Source organism: Geobacillus sp. FSL W8-1251 (assembly GCF_038005945.1).
In the GTDB taxonomy this organism is placed as follows: domain Bacteria; phylum Bacillota; class Bacilli; order Bacillales; family Anoxybacillaceae; genus Geobacillus; species Geobacillus stearothermophilus.
The window spans coordinates 291,467-310,580 of record NZ_JBBOUF010000001.1 but is presented as its reverse complement, the minus strand read 5'-3'; the positions used below and the strand labels follow the sequence as shown (position 1 = coordinate 310,580).

The following is a 19,114-nucleotide window of genomic DNA, read 5'->3' as shown; positions in this document are numbered from 1 at the left end:
CATCTGAAAGAGCGTGCAAACGTTCCGAAAGAATGTGCAAAATCCGGAACAATCCGCAAAAATTTTGCACATTATTTCCGAATCCGCCTGAAATAATTTGAAAAAGGGATTCTGAAATAATGTGCTAGTTTACAACATGGAATGAACGGCAAGCGGCCCTTGGCCAGCTAAGCGGTTGCAGTGTGGATATCAAATCATTATAAATGAAGGAGGGTATCATGATGACAAAATTGATAAAAAATGGAACAATTGTTACCGCTACAGATATATATGAAGCCGATCTTCTCATTCAAGATGGGAAAATTGCAGTAATCGGAAGAAATTTAGATGAGAGCGGAGCGGAAGTGATTGATGCCACAGGTTGTTATGTGTTTCCAGGAGGCATTGATCCGCACACCCATTTAGATATGCCGTTTGGCGGCACTGTGACAAAAGACGACTTTGAGTCGGGGACGATTGCCGCCGCATTTGGCGGGACGACGACCATTATTGATTTTTGCTTAACGAATAAAGGTGAGCCCCTGAAAAAAGCGATTGAAACTTGGCATAACAAAGCGACGGGGAAAGCGGTGATCGATTATGGGTTCCATTTGATGATCAGTGAAATAACGGACGATGTGCTTGAAGAGCTTCCAAAAGTGATCGAAGAAGAAGGAATTACCTCCCTCTAGAAATGTTGATCTATCAAGGCTTTTCGGCCTCTCAGGGGTGTCCAAAAAATATTTTTCGACAAAATCCCTTACATCCTTTTTCAGTTTTGTGGATATCTTACAGACCTAGGGTGCGCTTCGCGGCCACGGCTGGTTATATTTTCCTGCCGTGGGGGGAAGCGTATTCGATGCACCCTTTGGATCTCCGCGTCGCTGATGAGGACGAACCCTCCCATGTCTCCGGGCGTCTTCGCGCCAACATTCCCTCGTTCGGTCTCGTCATCAGGCGGAGGCCGGCCAAGCTCCTTTGGGGACTCAAGGTCGAATGGATAAAATCACGCCAGCTTCTCCGGTGTCATCCTGTTGTCCAACGATTCTTCCGTTCGCAGGGGGAGGCCTTAGGCCGCCCGTTGCACCTGGGACAAGACGTCCTGTTTCATTCGCTCCGCGTCAAAGGCTTGTTTCTTCGTACAAATCGCAAACAGCACATTCAACAGCTTCCGGCACAAGGCGACGATGGATTGCTTTCCGGTCAGCGGGTTGACGGATCGGGTCGTGTAATATTCATGCAGCTCGCGAAACGCCTCGTTGTGCCGGATCAGCGGAATCATCGCCCGAAACAGCACCGAGCGCAGCCGTTTCCGTCCCCGTTTGGAGATGTGCTTTTGCCCTTTGCGCTGGCCGGAGGAGTTCTCCTTGAGCGTCAGGCCCGCCAACTTCACCAATTGGCGCGGGTCCCGATAATGGGCGAAGCTGCCGATCTCCGCCAACAGATCGATAATCGTGGCGTCTCCCAACCCGTCGACCGTTTTCAGCCATTGATACTCCATCGTCGTTTGAACCAATGCCTTCAACTCGGCGTCCAACGCGGCGATCTCCGCCTCCAATTGGCGGTATCGGCGGACGAGCGCGGCGATCTCAAACCGGGCCATCGTCGTCCCTTCCGTCACCCCAATGGAGTCCTTCGCGGCGTTGATCAACGCCTGAATTTTGGCCTTCTGCGGGCATTTCAGCCCTTCGCTTTGCCGGTACACCTCGATGAGCTCCTCGGCGGATCGGCCGGCCATATCGGCCGGAAGCGGCGTCCACTCCAGCACCGAAAGCGCCGTTTTCCCCAGGTCGCGAAACACCGTCCAAAACTCCGGAAAATATCGGTCGGTCCAGCGGACGATCGCGTTTTTCACCGCCGTCTGTTCCTTGCGGAGCTTCTCTTTGAGCGTGCTTCCCACGCGCAAATCGGCTTCGATCTCGTGCAGCAGCCGGGGGACGAGGAATCGTCCGTCTTTTGCCAGTCTGGCAATGACCAGGGCGTCTTTGGCGTCGTGTTTCGTCGGCAGGTTGTCATCGAGTTCTTTCGACCGGCACACATGCGCCGGGTTGACCATGACCAACGGGATCCCGTGCTCCTCGAGGAAGTAGGCCAGGTTCAACCAGTAGTGCCCGGTCGGCTCCACCGCGACGATCACCTCTGACTTCCCAAACGCTTGCATCGCCTCCTGAATCGCTTTATACAGCTGCTGAAACCCCTCTTTCGACTGGAAGATCGGGAACGACTTGCGAAGCACGCGCCCCCGGTCATCCACGAAGCAGGCGTAGTGAGTTCGTTTCGCGATATCGATGCCCACGACAAGCGTTTGTTCCGTAACTTGATCAATTTTATAGTTTTGTGTACAATTCATCTGAAGTCCTCCTTGGCATGATGGTAGGTATTGTTTGACACCCCTGCATCATACCAAGAGGGCTTTTTTTGATCAAGTCCCCGGAAAAGCTCCTAACGGGAATGCTCCTTTTGGATTTGGGTCTGCCCCATACTCAGCCAAATAACTAAACACATTTTCAATGGGATGCTCTCCCTCTAGCCAGCTTTTCAACCACTCATTTTCTTCTACTCTCTTTTTTTCATCGACATACAAATCACGAAGCAGATGCTGTGCCAGCGCAGTTGCCGTACGATCCAAAATCAGCAGATCAAATTCGCTGATTTCCTTTCCGGTTGACACAATGGATAGCTCGGCATATTCATTCCCAAGAAATTGGATCGGTTGGGTGGCCACTCTTTTCTTGGAAGCTGCGTTGTCGTCAACTATCAACTGTTCTTCCTTAAATGTTTTGCTGTATTTAGGAAATATCTCCACCTCTCTGCCGTTTATTTTAAAAACTACTTGATGTCCCGAATAGTGGTGCAATAGTTTTAAAATTTCACTATAATGGTCCATTGAAAGTAATTTTTTGTTTAATTGCTGTGAATATGATTCTAGTCCGGAGATGATTTCATAGTGTTGGTTAATTAAATAAGTGTGGATGTCTTGGGTGATCTCAACGAAAGGCACTTCTTTAAGAAAGAGAATGATCGGAAAGTGATGCGCATTCGCTAAATCGATTACTTCTTGCGGAACAGAAGGAGTATGCATACCGATTTCAATACATAATCCCGAAGCGTCACAGTTGATAAGCTGTTCTACAAACGATCGAAACAGTTCCTCATTTTCCTTCCATCCTACCCCAGTAGATAAAATCAGCTCTTTTCCGTTTAACAGATGATGGATTTTCGCAACTTCGACAACATGCACCCATTTTACAGTGCGGTTGAGCCCATTATGCCCTGCAACCACTTCAACATGTTCAAAATGTTTCCGCTTTAGAATATCAGAAACCGTTAATGTAGGAGTCTTCATACACTTTGTTTCACTCCCCTTACACCAATCATGGCAATACCATTTTAATTAGGCAGCGTAAACGGTCGTTCCTGCTTCTATCACAAATTTTTATGTAACGGCTTGGCTATATATGGCCTTCTACGTTTCATTATACAGAAAGCAACATCATCGATCGCGTTTTATGTTATGAAATGTGACATTCATTTAGGCGATTCGCGCTCTGTTTCATGAAAACCAAAGCGCCGGCCCTGCCTCTATAATGATTAAGGATATATAGAGGAACTCGTTCCGGCGCTTATCGTGACGTGCATCATTCTTCTCTCTATTCGTGGTGTTTTCTGAGCTGGCGGATTAATAATGACGAAAAATATTTGCGTGCATCAGCGTTTGTAATATGCAGTGTTTGGATATCTCTTGTTTCTGACAAAGAGTCTTCTTTCTCAAATTCAACAAACGATCCGCTTAAATTTTCTTTTACGCTTTTCATATAGTATCCTTGTTCAATTAAGTAATCGATCTTTTCTCGCTCACGTAGAAACTGATGGTAAGTCATCACACACCCCCCGCTTCTCGTCGTAACCCGCATCCTTACCGCCAGGCACAGCTTGTTGGTGTTCAATGATTTATTTACGTTAGGACATTTTCACCACATCTTGGTCGGCCATTAGCGCCCCATATTTCGCGCGTTTAACATATTGGCCGTACCCCGGTTTCCCGACAAATTGTTTATCACGTACCACAAATTCTCCTCTACATAAAACCGACACGGGTTCCCCTGTTACTTTCATCCCTTCAAACGGATTATAATCCACAGCCATATGATGTGTTTCGGCTGAAATCACCCGTTCAACCGTTGGATCAAAAATGACTAAATCCGCATCCGCACCGACGGCAATGGTTCCTTTCTTCGGGAATAGACCAAACAATTTGGCGATTCTTGTTGATACAATATCAACAAACTGGTTGAGGGTAATTCTCCCTTTTTTCACTCCTTCACTGAAAAGAATACTCACCCGATCCTCAATAATAGGACCACCATTTGGGATTTTGGTAAAATCTCCCCTTCCTAATTCTTTTTGGCCTTTAAAATCAAATGAGCATTGGTCAGATCCGAGCGTTTGCAGCTGGCCGTTTTTCAAGGCATTCCATAGTACTTCTTGATGCCATTTCTCACGAAGCGGCGGTGACCATACATATTTAGCACCTTCAAAATTCGGTTTTTCTAAATAGGACTGATCGAGCACCAGATATTGCGGACAAGTTTCGCCCCATACATTCAACCCCTTATGGCGCGCTTCGGCAATTTTCTCTACCGCTTGAGCACACGATACATGAACGACGTACAATTGCGAACCAGCGAGTTCTGTCAATTGACAGGCGCGCCCCGTCGCTTCTCCTTCTAGCTCTGGAGGTCTCGTTAATGCATGATAAATCGGATCAGTATGCCCGTCCTCCAAGGCTTTTTTCGTTAAATAGTCAATCACGTCTCCATTCTCGGCATGCACCATGACAAGTGCTCCGAGTTCTTTTGCCGCGACTAGCGTCCGATACAAGGTTCCATCATCAGCTTGAAACACATTTTTATACGCCATAAATACTTTAAAGGAGCATTCCCGTTAGGAGCTTTTCCGGGGACTTGATCAAAAAAAGCCCTCTTGGTATGATGCAGGGGTGTCAAACAATACCTACCATCATGCCAAGGAGGACTTCAGATGAATTGTACACAAAACTATAAAATTGATCAAGTTACGGAACAAACGCTTGTCGTGGGCATCGATATCGCGAAACGAACCCACTACGCCTGCTTCGTGGATGACCGGGGGCGCGTGCTTCGCAAATCGTTCCCGATCTTCCAGTCGAAAGAGGGGTTTCAACAGCTGTATAAAGCGATTCAGGGGGCGATGCAAGCGTTCGGGAAGTCAGAGGTGATCGTCGCCGTGGAGCCGACCGGGCACTACTGGTTGAACCTGGCCTACTTCCTCGAGGAGCACGGGATCCCGTTGGTCATGGTCAACCCGGCGCATGTGTGCCGGTCGAAAGAACTTGATGACAACCTGCCGACGAAACACGACGCCAAAGACGCCCTGGTCATTGCCAGACTGGCAAAAGACGGACGATTCCTCGTTCCCCGGCTGCTGCACGAGATTGAAGCCGATTTGCGCGTGGGGAGCACGCTCAAAGAGAAGCTCCGCAAGGAACAGACGGCGGTGAAAAACGCGATCGTCCGCTGGACGGATCGGTATTTTCCAGAGTTTTGGACCGTGTTTCGTGACTTGGGGAAAACGGCGCTTTCGGTGTTGGAGTGGACGCCGCTTCCGGCTGATATGGCCGGCCGGACGGTGGAGGAGCTTCTTGAGGTGTACCGGCAAAGCGAAGGGATGAAATGCCCGCAGAAGGCCAAAATTCAGGCGTTGATCAACACCGCGAAGGACTCGATTGGGGTGACGGAAGGGACAGCGATGGCCCGGTTTGAGATCGCCGCGCTCGTCCGCCGATACCGCCAATTGGAGGCGGAGATCGCTGCACTGGACGCCGAGTTGAAGGCATTGGTTCAAACGACGATGGAGTACCAATGGTTGAAAACGGTCGACGGGTTGGGAGACGCCACGATCATCGATCTGCTGGCGGAGATCGGCAGCTTCGCCCATTATCGGGACCCGCGCCAATTGGTGAAGTTGGCGGGCCTGACGCTCAAGGAGAACTCCTCCGGCCAGCGCAAAGGGCAAAAGCACATCTCCAAACGGGGACGGAAACGGCTGCGCTCGGTGCTGTTTCGGGCGATGATTCCGCTGATTCGGCACAACGAGGCGTTTCGCGAGCTGCATGAGTATTATACGACCCGATCCGTCAATCCGCTGACCGGAAAGCAGTCCATCGTCGCCTTGTGCCGGAAGCTGTTGAATGTGCTGTTTGCGATTTGTACGAAGAAACAAGCGTTTGACGCGGAGCGAATGAAACAGGACGTCTTGTCCCAGGTGCAACGGGCGGCCTAAGGCCTCCCCCTGCGAACGGAAGAATCGTTGGACAACGAGATGACACCGGAGAAGCTGGCGTGATTTTATCCATTCGACCTTGAGTCCCCAAAGGAGCTTGGCCGGCCTCCGCCTGATGACGAGACCGAACGAGGGAATGTTGGCGCGAAGACGCCCGGAGACATGGGAGGGTTCGTCCTCATCAGCGACGCGGAGATCCAAAGGGTGCATCGAATACGCTTCCCCCACGGCAGGAAAATATAACCAGCCGTGGCCGCGAAGCGCACCCTAGGTCTGTAAGATATACACAAAACTGAAAAAGGATGTAAGAGATTTTGTCGAAAAATATTTTTTGGACACCCCTGAGGGGCCGAAAAGCCTTGATAAATCAACATTTCTAGAGGGAGGGACAGTGCTTGTTGTCCGTTTTAAATCTTCAATGAAGCAATGCTCGAATTTAGACATGATTTACTTTAAAATGCTATGCCGGACGATTTTTGAACAACAAGGTTTTTCAACATTTCCTGTCGATTTTCACAGCAGCATCGTATTTATTATGATCAATAACAGGGAAATGAAAACATGGAAAAGTCGAATGAAAATAGGACTGAATTCTTTGCTTGAATCGGATTATATTCAAAAGAAGAAATTACCTCAATTTGTTGTCGGGGTCGGAAAATTTATCGAAAATGTTTCTCATATGGACAAAAGTTATCGGACAGCTTTAGAGACGATCAAAATTCAACATCATCTTGGCGGCAGGGCCAATAGCTGTTTTTATGAGGATTTGCATATTTATCGAATTATTTCCCTTATTCATAAATACAATGATTTGTATGAAGTTGTCATGGAATACTTAGAGCCTGTTCTTCAATACGATGAAAAATATAATGGAAACTTGTTGGAAACGTTAAAGGTATATTTGGCGTGTAACGGTTCAAAAAAAGAAACCGCACAAAGACTATTTGTCGTTAGGCAAACGCTATATCATCGAATCCAAAAACTAGAATCGCTTTTAGGAGAGGATTTTATGAATCCGGAAAAGCGGCTCGCTATTGAGTTTATGATCAAGGCATATGAATACCTGAATCCGTGATGGTTGGAAATCAACTTTGATTTTGGTGTTAGTTCTATGGATATATGATCCATACATCCCTTTTTTTGATGATTCCCTGCACCACTTTCATGTTTGAAAACGAGATAAATCCTCTTTTATGGAGATACAAACCAAAAAAGAGACAAAAAAAGTACAGGGGGGAGTGATGGATATGAGTACCCGAACATCTGTTTGTTATCTCACATTTCGCACCCTCTCAACGAAAATCGGGAGGATTTTTTCGTTCCGATGTCGAATGAATCCTTGACACACAAGGAACGTAAAGGAGTTTTTCTCTTATGAACGTTCAAGTCAAAAAGGTCTATCGCAATTATTATTTGAATATAATAAGTGCCCTATTCAAGAAACTGGGCCTGCCCCAATTGATTGACCATCTCGTTCCCGTTGATCCACAGTGCCAGACTCGAGTCAGCGATGCCGTTCAGGCCATCATCTACAATATGTTTGACGGCCGGCAAGCCCTCGTTCACGTGGAACGATGGGCTCAGGAGATCGATCTAGAGAAACTCATCCGTCCCGGTCTCCATCCTTCCTGGTTGAACGACGATGCCTTGGCTCGTCATCTCGACCGCTTGTATGAGGCCGATATTCACAAGGTGATCAGCACTTGCTTGATTCACATTTATCGCAAAGAAGGCCTTTCCCTCCGAGCCTTTCACGCCGATACGACGGACAAGACGGTTTACGGCGCGTATGAATCGGCCTCATTAGAGGCTTTGCAGATCACACATGGCTATAACCGCCATCATCGTTGGCAAAAACAGATCGGTTTCGGACTGGTCGGCAACGAGGACGGCATCCCGTTTTACGGCGATGTGCACGACGGCAACCTGCCTGACAAAACGTGGAATCCGGAGGTGCTGTCCCGTGTCCACGAACAGCTGAAGCAGGCCAAAATCGAAGACGAATGGATTTACGTGGCCGATTCTGCCGCGATGACGAAAGAGACCCTGGCGCAAACCAAAGCGGCCAACGCCTTTTTGATCACCAGAGGCCCTTCGTCGCTCCGGATCGTGAAAACCGCGCTGGCCGAAGCGGATGCTGAGGACACGACGTGGAGCGATCCCTTTACGTTGGCGGAGAGAAACGGCGCCACGTACCGGGTATGGGAAACGGCCTCGACGTATGAAGGCCACCCCGTTCGGCTGATCGTTGTTGAATCGAGCGCGCTCGACCAGCGCAAAGGAAAGACGCTTGAAAAAGAACGAACCAAAGAAGCGGAGCTTCTTCGCGAGGAACAAGCCCGTTGGGAGCGTCACCCCTTCTCCTGCCGGGAAGATGCCGAACAAGCCTTGGCGTCCCTCAAGGCGTCCCTTCGCCCCCGGTTTCATCGGGTTGAGGCCGCGGTCGAAGAGATCGTACGCCCGAAAAAACGGCGCGGACGGCCGAAAAAAGGGGCGGAACCCGAGGTGGAGACGCTGTATTTCTTGCACCTTGACGTCGAATTCGACCAAGACGCGTGGGAACAGGCGAGACGGAAAGCGTCCCGGTTTGTCCTCGTCACGACCGTTCCGAAGGAATGGAAGGGCCAACCCATGGATGCCCAAGAGATCTTGAAGCTGTATAAAGGGCAGATCTCGGTGGAAATGAACTTCGCTTTTTTGAAAGACCCTTTTTTCACGGATGAGATCTATGTCAAAAAGCCAGAACGAGTTGCGGTATTGGGCTATTTGTTTCTCTTGGCCTTGGCCATTTACCGCGTCTTTCAGCGCCGAGTGCGCCAGTTCATCACACCCGAACACCCATTAAAGGGCGCCGGAGGCCGCAAGCTGACCCGACCGACGGGACGGGCGATTTTTCAGCTGTTTCAATATGTGAACGTCATCCTGCTGGAGCTGCCGGATGGGCGCATCCAACGCTCACTGGATCGCTCCCTCACCCCTGAACAATGAAGGATTCTGCAGGGGTTGGGGCTGGATGAGAGCATTTACGTGTAACGTCATACGGAACGACCATCGATGGTAAAAAAAGGATTGCCATCGCTCGTCGTGTTGGTCAAAAAGTTATTCTGAAAAACTAAATAAAAAATCCTTTGTTTTGACCTTGTTAGGGTGCGAAATGTGAGTTGTTATCTTGCCTCTTTCCATTTTTGATACACATTCAGTAGGAGTATACTGTACCCACTCCTTCGCGTCAGTTTCATCCAGATCTGTCGTGATCGGCGGACGAGTCGACCTGCCATCGTGATCACCGTCTGAATAATCGTCTTGATGCGACGGCGTTTCACTTTGTGGTGCAACGGATGTCTCGGATCGCTTAATAGATCTTGTCCAATCAGACGAAGAAGATTGTAAACGAAGGCTCCCATGACCAACACGAGCGCATTCGTTTTCATCTTCCCAGATGGAAGCCGCTCTAAATCTAAGTCGCTCTTCAGTTCGCTATGAAACTGTTCGCATGTCGCATGGTCATGATACAACGCGAGCACATCGCTCATTCGAACATGCTCGTATCCTTTGAGCCGCACCCAATAGCTTTCCACTTCATAATCAGGAACGAGCATCAGCTGTCCATTTCGTTCCATCGTCCGTTCCGTCACTTGGGTGACTTGAACGTACGTATACGTGTTTCCATCGATCGCTGCGGTCTGTGGAAGGCATAACTCATACGTTTGTACTCCTTCGCTTTGTCCATCATCGACGCGTCTGCCCTTTTGCGAAGCGATCTGGAACCAAAGCGCTTTCGATTCTCGGCGTAAGTTTCGCTTGATGACAAAGTCCACGTCTTCCTTTAGGCATACGTGCACATTCGCTTCTGCATCGTTTCCTGCATCCATGCGAACAAGCAGACGAGATGAAGTCAGTTGACGAGCTCGACGGATAGCGGTGACTAAAAACGAGGGCATGTTGTCTTGCACATGTTGTTTCCCTGGACGCAACTCGGCATGAACGAGATACCCTTCCTTCCCTGCATACGCAAACAACGGTGTAAAACCGTCAAATCCTTTATACGTTCGACTGACTCCTTCTTTTTTCGTATCGGAGTTGTCAAATGGGGAACCATCTATATCAAGGGGAAGCCATGTCGTCTTTCCTTTGGTCCAACAAGGGGACAAAGTGGCATGTCGTTGAATCAACAGACGTATGGACTCCTCCCAAAGAATCGTTTCGGTCATCGGAAGACAAGCGAGCTGATCGAGTCGTTGTCGCAAGGTTGGAGAGGAAGGCACGTGCTGAATCCCCATCGATGCCGAAAAGATATCGTCCTGACGATACGCTTCGATATGATCGAAATCCGTTTTTCCTGTGGCAAGCAAGCCAATCATCGAGCGAATGACATCGCTATGGGAAATGTGCACTTCTCGACGAACCGTTGGAAGCCGAAGTGCGTTTACCCGTTTATCCAGTTTCGTTTGGTGCAGTAAGTAGCCAACGAGAGCAAGCCCAGCACTTGGGGTAATCGCTTCATCTGTCAATACAAACCGAATCGGGAAATCTTTCATCATATCACCTACTTGATGAAGAATCGTCAACGTCGTTTTCCCTTATCGTATCAACGGTTTGCGACCATTGTAAAGATGTTTTGTCACGGATTCAGGGAATATTTACAATTGCAAAGTATGGAAAACAAATATGTACAGCATGATCGGTTGCGAAGATTGTAAGTAAGAAGTCTCCCCCCCTGAGAAGCGAAAAGCAGAAGATGCCGTAGGCTTCTAGGGGGATTTCTTTCGTAAAAACATCCATGAGCAATTTTTTGCTCTCCACCGACATGAAAATCTCAGTCCAAGACGCGCACATTTTCAAAATTTGGTCACATTGTGGAATAAATAGGCTAATCTCTTTTACGCTTTGTCTAGTGAAGGTAATCAAAAACTGGAGGATAATTTTGTGTAACAATACAAAATATTTAGATCATGAACAAAGATAGGAATAAGGAGGAGAATCTGATGTCCATCACCAAACCGGAAACAACGGTTCTCAAAAACTATATCGGCGGACAGTGGGTGGCATCGAGTGGCACAGAAACGCTAGAAGTCCCGAACCCGGCGACTGGGGAAGTGTTGGCGCGTGTTCCGATCTCAACCAAAGAGGATGTCGATCAAGCGGTGCAAGCAGCCAAGAAAGCGTTTGCGACGTGGAAAGATGTCCCTGTTCCCAAACGAGCGCGGATTATGTTTTCATTTCACCATTTGTTAAACCAGCATCATGAGGAATTAGCGGAGCTTGTCGTACAGGAAAATGGCAAAGCGTATAAAGAAGCGTACGGAGAAATTCAACGGGGGATTGAATGCGTGGAGTTTGCGGCCGGCGCTCCGACTTTGCTGATGGGGGAATCGCTGTCGAATATTGCCGAAGAGATTGACTCGGAAATGTTTCGTTATCCGTTGGGAGTTGTGGCAGGGATCACTCCGTTCAACTTCCCCATGATGGTGCCGCTTTGGATGTTCCCGTTGGCGATTGTGTGCGGCAATACGTTTGTATTGAAGCCATCGGAACGGACGCCCATTTTGGCCAATAAGTTAGCAGAACTGTTTACGGAGGCAGGTGCCCCTCCTGGAGTGCTCAATGTCGTTCATGGATCGCATGAGGTGGTCAATGCCTTGATTGATCATGAGGATATTCGTGCGATTTCATTTGTCGGTTCACAGCCAGTGGCCAAGTACGTGTATGAACGGACAGCAGCGCAAGGCAAACGAGTGCAGGCGTTGTCGGGGGCGAAAAATCATCATATTGTCATGCCAGATGCGGATGTAGAGACGGCCGTACAACATGTGATCAGCTCAGCGTTTGGCAGCGCGGGCCAGCGTTGCATGGCTTGCAGTGCAGTCATGATTGTCGGGGAAAACGAAACGTTCGTCCGTCGGTTGAAACAAAAAGCAGATGAGTTGATTATTGGGAATGGCATGGATCCGGAAGTGTTATTAACCCCGGTCATTCGGCAGTCTCATCGTGAAAAGGTGCTAGGCTACATTCAAAAGGGGATTGAAGAGGGCGCGGTATTGCTGCGCGATGGGCGAAAGGAAATGGATGATAGACCCGAAGGCAATTTTTTAGGTCCCACGATTTTTGATTATGTCACTCCGGATATGACGATCGCGAAAGAAGAGATCTTCGCACCTGTATTAAGTTTGCTGAGGGCCAATGATTTAGATGAAGCGCTCAGCTATATTCGGAAGTCTCGGTATGGGAACGGGGCGACGATTTATACAAAGGATGCGAAGGCCGTCCGGAAATTCCGTGAAGAGGCCGATGCGGGGATGTTGGGCATTAACGTCGGCGTGCCGGCGACGATGGCGTTTTTCCCGTTCTCTGGCTGGAAAGATTCGTTTTACGGTGATCTTCATGTGAATGGAAAAGATGGCGTGAATTTTTACACGCGCAAAAAGATGATTACTTCCCGGTTTGATTTTTAACCTGTGTTGGATGAAAGGGGCAGAGAATCATGCAAACTGAACAACCCCACCAACTGTGGCTCGACAAAGACGACCGATATATCTGGCATTCGATGAAGCCGTATAACCCACAAGCAACGCTGATTGCGGCCGAAGCGAAAGGCTGCTGGGTGACGGATGCAGCTGGACACCAGTATTTGGATGCGATGGCTGGGCTCTGGTGCGTCAACGTCGGCTATGGGCGCGAGGAGCTTGCCGAAGCGGCGTATGAGCAGCTGAAGACGCTGGCGTATTTCCCGCTCACGCAAAGCCATCGTCCGGCGATCGAGCTCGGGGAAAAACTCAACGAACTGTTAGGCGATGAGTATGTGATTTTCTTTTCCAACAGCGGGTCGGAAGCGAACGAAACGGCGTTTAAAATCGCTCGCCAATACCATCAGCAGCGCGGGGAGCATCACCGGTACAAAATCATTTCCCGCTACCGGGCGTACCATGGGAATTCGATGGGGGCGCTCTCAGCGACCGGGCAGGCGCAACGGAAATACAAATACGAACCGCTCGCGCCAGGGTTCCTCCACGTGCCGCCGCCGGATGTGTACCGCGACCCGGATGCGGCGGATGACCCGCGCCGGTTGCGGGCGGTCAAGGCCATTGATGATGTCATGACGTGGGAGTTGAGTGAAACGATTGCGGCCGTCATTATGGAGCCGATCATTACTGGGGGCGGTGTACTCATTCCTCCGGACGGGTATATGAAAGCGGTCAAAGACGTGTGTGAAAAACACGGGGCTTTGCTGATTGTTGATGAAGTCATCTGCGGCTTCGGCCGGACAGGAGCGGCGTTTGGATTTCAACACTACGGCGTTAAGCCGGACATCATCACGATGGTAAAAGGCATCACGAGCGCCTACTTGCCGCTGGCGGCAACGGCAGTGCGAAAAGAGATTTATGAAGCGTTCAAAGGAACGGATGAATACGACTACTTCCGCCATGTCAATACGTTTGGCGGCCACCCGGCTTCGTGCGCGGTGGCGCTGAAAAACATTGAGATCATGGAGACGGAGCGGCTGTTTGATCGCTCGCGCGAGGCAGGGGAACGGCTGCTTGATGAGCTCAAAACGAACCTAGCCGGCCACCCGTATGTCGGCGATGTGCGCGGCAAAGGGCTGCTTGTCGGCATTGAGCTTGTCGCTGACAAAGCGACGAAAGAGCCGCTCGATGTGTCGCTTGTCAATCAAGTGATCCATCGATGCAAAGAAAACGGCCTCCTCATCGGCAAAAACGGAACGACGGTCGCCGGGTACAACAACGTGCTCACCTTGTCGCCGCCGCTTTGCATCACGGATGATGAACTTTCGTTTGTGGTCCGCGTCTTGAGCGGGGCGCTAGCGGCCATTCAATAAGAAGAACAAACGCCAGCTTGGGTCGACAGGCTGGTGTTTTGTTTGCCTTCGTGCAGACATTCGGCAAAACATAGAAGCAGGCCGCTGTCGCTAGGGTTGGACGTTCTCCCGGTTTCGAGATGGGAGATTTTTAGACATCTGCCTTAGGGCAGGCTGCCCGATCATCGATTCCTGTGCGTTTGACGAAAGATCGATCATGAACACTGAATGGTCAGAACCGTTTTAACTCCATCCAAATACATACGTTAGTGGAATAGCTAAGTCCTCAAATTGTGCGGAATGCAGCGTGTCTTGTTGCCCGTATGTGGCATGCCGTTGATAGGCTCCTTCGTGCAAATGGTATACATGAATCATTTTGTTAGCCGTATCGACGATCCAATATTCTGCAATGCCATAGTGTTGGTACGTGTAAAATTTTTCGTTGTAATCTTTTAAAGCGGTTGAAGGTGACAAAACTTCAACAACTAGCGCAGGCGCCCCGTAACATCCTTTTTGGACAATCTGTTTTTTATTGCAGATCACGGCAATATCGGGTTGGACAATGTCATCAGGGGTTTCATACGTTTCATTTTTGCTAAGGAATACATCAAACGGCGCCATAAAGACGTAACAATGTTGGTTTTGGAAAAAATGGCGCAAAGCAAAATACAATTCTCCGACGGCAAATTGATGTTCCGAAGATGGAGCAGGTGTCATATTATAGGCTTTTCCATTTATCAGTTCCCAGCGGCCTTCCCATGTTTTCCAGTCAGCGTACGTGTAAATTTTGTTCAAGTCAGGGGTATTGCCCACTGTTTCACCTTCTTTCATCTTAAAGATATGTTTGTTTACAGTTTAACATAACGAAGTCAAGGAAGTGTAGGAAGGACTTTTATGAGACATTTATTCATCACCCGCCTACGCTGACAACCGGAAGCGAGGGTTTTCTTGGTTCAGAAAGGAATCTGGCGTTTGGTTGTCGAATGACATGAGAGAAGAATGCATGAAGAAAGGAAGAGGAATGATGTCCGCATTTCAAGCGTTTGTCGTCAACAAAACCGAAACAGAATTTACCGCTGGTGTGCAGACGATGTCCATAGATGATTTGCCGGAAGGCGACGTCCTTGTCCGCGTCCATTATTCGAGCGTCAATTACAAAGATGGATTGGCGTCCATTCCGGATGGCAAAATTGTGAAAACGTATCCGTTCGTGCCGGGAATTGATTTGGCCGGGGTGGTTGTTTCGTCGCACCATCCGCGCTTCCGCGAAGGGGACGAGGTGATCGCGACCGGATATGAAATCGGTGTGACGCATTTCGGGGGCTACAGTGAATATGCTCGCCTGCACGGCGATTGGCTCGTGCCGCTGCCAAAAGGGTTGACGTTGAAAGAAGCGATGGCGATTGGGACGGCTGGGTTTACAGCGGCGCTGTCCATTCACCGTCTTGAGGAGCATGGGTTGACGCCGGAACGCGGACCGGTGCTTGTCACGGGGGCGACGGGCGGCGTCGGGAGTCTGGCCGTGTCGATGCTCGCCAAGCGCGGCTATACGGTGGAAGCGAGCACAGGCAAAACGGCGGAGCACGACTATTTGCGCGCCCTCGGCGCCAAGGAAGTGTTGACGCGCGAAGACGTCACGGCTGAACGCATTCGTCCGCTTGATAAGCAGCGCTGGGCCGCGGCGGTCGACCCGGTCGGCGGCCGGACGCTGGCGACGGTGTTAAGCCGCATCCGCTACGGCGGAGCGGTGGCGGTGAGTGGGTTGACAGGCGGCGTCGAGGTGCCGACAACCGTCCATCCATTCATTTTGCGCGGCGTCAGCTTGTTTGGCGTTGATTCCGTCTATTGTCCAATGGATGTGCGCCTCCGCATTTGGGAGCGGCTCGCTGGCGACTTAAAGCCGGATTTGGAGCGGATTGCTCAAGAGATTTCGCTCGCTGAATTGCCGCAAGCGCTTAAGCGCATTTTGCGCGGCGAACTGCGCGGCCGGACGGTCGTGCGGTTAGGATGACGTTCGGACGCAATCGAACGGAAGCAGCGTCCGAACTTGGTGCTCTCCACATCTTCTTTTGAATGATCCTTGATGAGTGAAGGCGATGGAAAGGGGAAGTGTGCAGAAGAAGAAAGGAAAGGGGCTGACCCAAAACGCGAATGCGTTTTGGGATCAGCCCCCACTTTTTTGCCTCAAATATAGAAGAATCGCCCTTTTTTCTGGTAGAATAGAGTCACCAAAACCACTACCACCGAAAGAAGGGCGATTCTTTTATGAAACATGATCATATTTCCTTTAAAGAGTATACCATGGACAACCTCTCTTTGCCAAGCAACATCGCCGATCTCATTCCACGGGATAACATGGCCCACGTGGTTCATGAGATGGTTGAACGCATCCCGATGGAGACGTTTCTTGCTTACTACAAAGGAGGGGGCGCCTCCGCCTATCATCCGAAAATGATGACCAAAATTCTCCTTTACGCTTACACCCAAAAAATGTATCATGGCCGTGAGATTGCACGGCAGCTCGAAGTCCACCTTCCCCTCATGTGGCTAAGTGGATTTCAAAAGCCGGACTTCCGTTCCATCAATCGGTTTCGTTCGGAGCGGATGAAAGACCTGATTGACGACCTGTTCCGGGAAATGATCACGCTGCTCGTGGCCGACGGCTATGTCAAGATGGAAGATTATTTTGTGGATGGAACGAAAATTGAAGCGAATGCCAACCGGTACACCTTCGTTTGGCGCAAATCGGCTGAGAAGTACCAGGAGAAACTCCAAGCCAATGTCGATCGGCTGATTGCCCAGATCGAGGTGATCGTGGAAGAAGAAAAGGCGGAAGACATCGACCCTTCGCCGGCCTTTACGTCAGAAGAAATCCGAAAGAAAACCGAGGAGTGGGAAAAACGGTTGGAGGCCGAGCCGGACAACCAACCGTTGAAGAAGGCCATCAAGAAGATGAAGGAGGACTACTTGCCCCGCAGTGAAAAGTATGAACACCAACTCCATGTATGCGGGGATCGCAACAGCTATTCCAAGACCGATGTGGATGCCACCTTCATGCGGTTGAAGGAGGATCACATGCGAAACGGCCAGCTCAAGCCGGCCTATAACGTACAGGTGGGTTCTTCCGGCCAATTTATTTTGGGGTATTCCCTTCATCAGAGGCCGGGCGACACTCGTTGTCTTCTCCCGCATTTGGAGACCGTTCGAGAGAAGTACGGCGTGGAACCCGAACGTTTGATCGCTGACGCGGCTTATGGCTCGGAAGAGAACTACGTGAAGCTGGAAGAGAAGCACATATCGGCCTTGATCAAGTACCATACGTATGAGAAGGAGAACACGCGCAAGGTCAAGAAAAATCCGCATCATCAGCAGAATTGGACCTATGTGGAAGAAGAAGACGTTTGGATTTGCGCCAATGGGAAAAAGCTGGTTCGCACCGGAACTTCGAAACAGACCACGGAATCAGGATACACCTCGGTCACCCGACACTACCAATGCCATGAATGCGAAGGATGTCCGTTCCGTTCGGCCTGCACGACTTCCAAGTATGGACGAACCACGCAATGGAACCCCGTCTATCATGAACAAAAACAGAAAGCCCGCGAACGGTTGGAGAGTGAAGAAGGGCAAGCCCGATACCGCCAACGCCAAACCGACATTGAGAGTGTATTTGGGCAAATCAAACAAAATCGCGGGTTTCGTCGCTTTGTCCTGCGAGGCCTCCAAAAAGTTTCCATCGAATGGGGGCTGGTTTGTGCTGCCCACAATCTTCTCAAAAAAGCCGCTAGGGACAAGCAATTGTCCTTGGTGGCGTAAATGAGGGGGAGAACAGAGTCGGAATTTTGTTCCGTTTGGTAAAATATACAAAAACCAGAGAGGGCTGACTCCAAAAGTCCGCTTTTTGGCGGACTTTTGGGTCAGCCCCTTTTTTTGTGATCTCGAATCCGTTTTTCGACGTGAGCGTAGGCGGGGGAGCGTTCACCCCCGCAATTGATACCGCTCGAGCTCCGCGAAAAAGTCTTTCACAAACCGGTAAAACACTTTTACCGACGGAGCGAGTTCGTGGTGGTCGGAAATGATAATGCCGACGTTGCGCTTTACTTGCGGCATCTCGATTGGCACTTTGGCGGCGTAGCGAAGAAGGCTTTCCGACAAGGCGCTTTCCGGCAGGAGGGTCACGCCGATGCCAGCGGAGACAAGCCCTTTAATGGCATCGAGATCTTCGCCTTCCGATGAAATGTTGGGCGAAAATCCGGCTTGGTGGCAAGCGTCAATAACGATTTGATGCAAAATGTATCCTTTTGGAAACGTTACAAATGGATCATGGCGCAGTTCGTTCAATACGATCCGGTCGCGGCGGGCGAGCGGATGGCTGTTCGGCAGGAGGGCGGCAAACGGTTCGGAAAACAAAATTTCTCCTTTAATGCCGATTTCATGAACCGGAATCGGTCCGAGAAAGGCAAGGTCGATCTCCCGTTTTTTCACCGCTTCGATTAAATAATAGTACGACCCTTGGCGGAGATGGAACGAGACGTTTGGGTGCTCCGCTTTAAAGGCGGAGATGACCATCGGCATCATGTGGCTTGCCAGGCTTGTTGGAAACCCGATTTTAATCGTTCCGCGTTCCGGGTCCAAATACTCTTCGATTTGTTGCTTTGCATCCTCGACCGCCTTTAACACCGCTTCGGCGTGCGACAAAAAATGGCGGCCGATCGGGGTGAGCTTCACGTTTCGCCCTTCCCGTTCAAACAGCTGCACGCCAAGCTCCGCTTCGAGGTTGGCAATTTGCCGGCTGATCGCCGACTGCGCGACATGGAGGGCGTCGGCGGCTTCGGAGACGTGTTCGCGCCGGGCGACTTCCACGAAATATTGCAGTTGCCGCAGCTCCATTTTTCTCCCTCCTTTTGATTGATCGCAAAAAGAGATGGATTTTATCTAAATTATATATTGTTTATATTAATTTTGAAAACTACAATGAATATTACAGACAATTCGGAACGG

11 protein-coding genes and 4 pseudogenes are annotated in these 19,114 nt (G+C 49.9%); 8 read left to right on the top strand and 7 right to left on the bottom strand.

Annotated elements, in window-relative coordinates; translation table 11 throughout:
* Positions 1–221 precede the first annotated feature (221 nt).
* A pseudogene (locus NSS88_RS01665) lies at positions 222–665 on the top strand (amidohydrolase family protein); the annotation flags it as partial.
* Between the two features lie 383 nt (positions 666–1,048).
* On the opposite strand, the gene NSS88_RS01660 reads toward NSS88_RS01665, so the two are convergent.
* From NSS88_RS01660 to hydA, 4 genes and pseudogenes are all read right to left on the bottom strand, one after another.
* Positions 1,049–2,329 carry an IS110 family transposase gene (locus NSS88_RS01660; RefSeq protein ID WP_014195603.1) on the bottom strand — a complete coding sequence of 427 codons (1,281 nt, stop codon included), beginning with the start codon at positions 2,327–2,329 and terminating at the stop codon, positions 1,049–1,051.
* A 105-nt stretch (positions 2,330–2,434) separates the two neighbouring features.
* Positions 2,435–3,325: pseudogene (locus tag NSS88_RS01655) on the bottom strand (PucR family transcriptional regulator ligand-binding domain-containing protein); the annotation flags it as partial.
* A gap of 304 nt (positions 3,326–3,629) precedes the next feature.
* Positions 3,630–3,860 carry a hypothetical protein gene (locus tag NSS88_RS01650; RefSeq protein WP_011230920.1) on the bottom strand — a complete coding sequence of 77 codons (231 nt, stop codon included), beginning with the start codon at positions 3,858–3,860 and terminating at the stop codon, positions 3,630–3,632.
* A gap of 79 nt (positions 3,861–3,939) precedes the next feature.
* Positions 3,940–4,914, bottom strand: a pseudogene (gene hydA, locus NSS88_RS01645) (dihydropyrimidinase); the annotation flags it as partial.
* Between the two features lie 105 nt (positions 4,915–5,019).
* Here hydA and NSS88_RS01640 point away from each other — a divergent pair.
* The 3 genes and pseudogenes from NSS88_RS01640 (at position 5,020) to NSS88_RS01630 (ending at position 9,288) form a co-directional block, all read left to right on the top strand.
* Positions 5,020–6,300 (top strand): IS110 family transposase, encoded by a 1,281-nt coding sequence (locus tag NSS88_RS01640; protein WP_012749092.1) that lies wholly within the window; start codon positions 5,020–5,022, stop codon positions 6,298–6,300.
* Positions 6,301–6,679: 379 nt separating this feature from the next.
* Positions 6,680–7,375, top strand: a pseudogene (locus NSS88_RS01635) (PucR family transcriptional regulator); the annotation flags it as partial.
* 299 nt (positions 7,376–7,674) lie between these two features.
* Positions 7,675–9,288 carry an IS1634 family transposase gene (locus NSS88_RS01630; protein WP_340994618.1) on the top strand — a complete coding sequence of 538 codons (1,614 nt, stop codon included), beginning with the start codon at positions 7,675–7,677 and terminating at the stop codon, positions 9,286–9,288.
* A 176-nt stretch (positions 9,289–9,464) separates the two neighbouring features.
* Here the strand turns inward: NSS88_RS01630 and NSS88_RS01625 are convergent, their stop codons facing one another.
* Positions 9,465–10,838: an IS1380-like element ISGsp2 family transposase gene (locus tag NSS88_RS01625; protein WP_047752210.1), complete on the bottom strand. Its 1,374-nt coding sequence runs from the start codon at positions 10,836–10,838 to the stop codon at positions 9,465–9,467.
* A gap of 447 nt (positions 10,839–11,285) precedes the next feature.
* On the opposite strand from NSS88_RS01625, the gene NSS88_RS01620 reads away from it, so the two are divergent.
* Together NSS88_RS01620 and NSS88_RS01615 are read left to right on the top strand one after the other, a co-directional pair.
* Positions 11,286–12,752 (top strand): CoA-acylating methylmalonate-semialdehyde dehydrogenase, encoded by a 1,467-nt coding sequence (locus NSS88_RS01620; RefSeq protein WP_055358506.1) that lies wholly within the window; start codon positions 11,286–11,288, stop codon positions 12,750–12,752.
* Positions 12,753–12,781: 29 nt separating this feature from the next.
* Positions 12,782–14,134, top strand: a complete 1,353-nt coding sequence (locus tag NSS88_RS01615) for an aspartate aminotransferase family protein (RefSeq protein ID WP_341082697.1) — start codon at positions 12,782–12,784, stop codon at positions 14,132–14,134.
* 222 nt (positions 14,135–14,356) lie between these two features.
* On the opposite strand, the gene NSS88_RS01610 is transcribed toward NSS88_RS01615, so the two are convergent.
* Positions 14,357–14,944 (bottom strand): Uma2 family endonuclease, encoded by a 588-nt coding sequence (locus tag NSS88_RS01610; protein ID WP_033011094.1) that lies wholly within the window; start codon positions 14,942–14,944, stop codon positions 14,357–14,359.
* Positions 14,945–15,137: 193 nt separating this feature from the next.
* Here NSS88_RS01610 and NSS88_RS01605 point away from each other — a divergent pair, with 193 nt between their 5' ends.
* Both NSS88_RS01605 and NSS88_RS01600 read left to right on the top strand, forming a co-directional pair.
* Positions 15,138–16,124 carry an NADPH:quinone oxidoreductase family protein gene (locus NSS88_RS01605; RefSeq protein ID WP_033016618.1) on the top strand — a complete coding sequence of 329 codons (987 nt, stop codon included), beginning with the start codon at positions 15,138–15,140 and terminating at the stop codon, positions 16,122–16,124.
* A 254-nt stretch (positions 16,125–16,378) separates the two neighbouring features.
* On the top strand, positions 16,379–17,929 hold the full coding sequence (locus NSS88_RS01600; RefSeq protein WP_201027872.1) for an IS1182 family transposase: 1,551 nt from the start codon (positions 16,379–16,381) through the stop codon (positions 17,927–17,929).
* Positions 17,930–18,091: 162 nt separating this feature from the next.
* Here the strand turns inward: NSS88_RS01600 and NSS88_RS01595 are convergent, their stop codons facing one another.
* Complete coding sequence (locus tag NSS88_RS01595; RefSeq protein WP_033016617.1) at positions 18,092–19,003, bottom strand: LysR family transcriptional regulator; 912 nt, start codon at positions 19,001–19,003, stop codon at positions 18,092–18,094.
* Positions 19,004–19,114 lie beyond the last annotated feature (111 nt).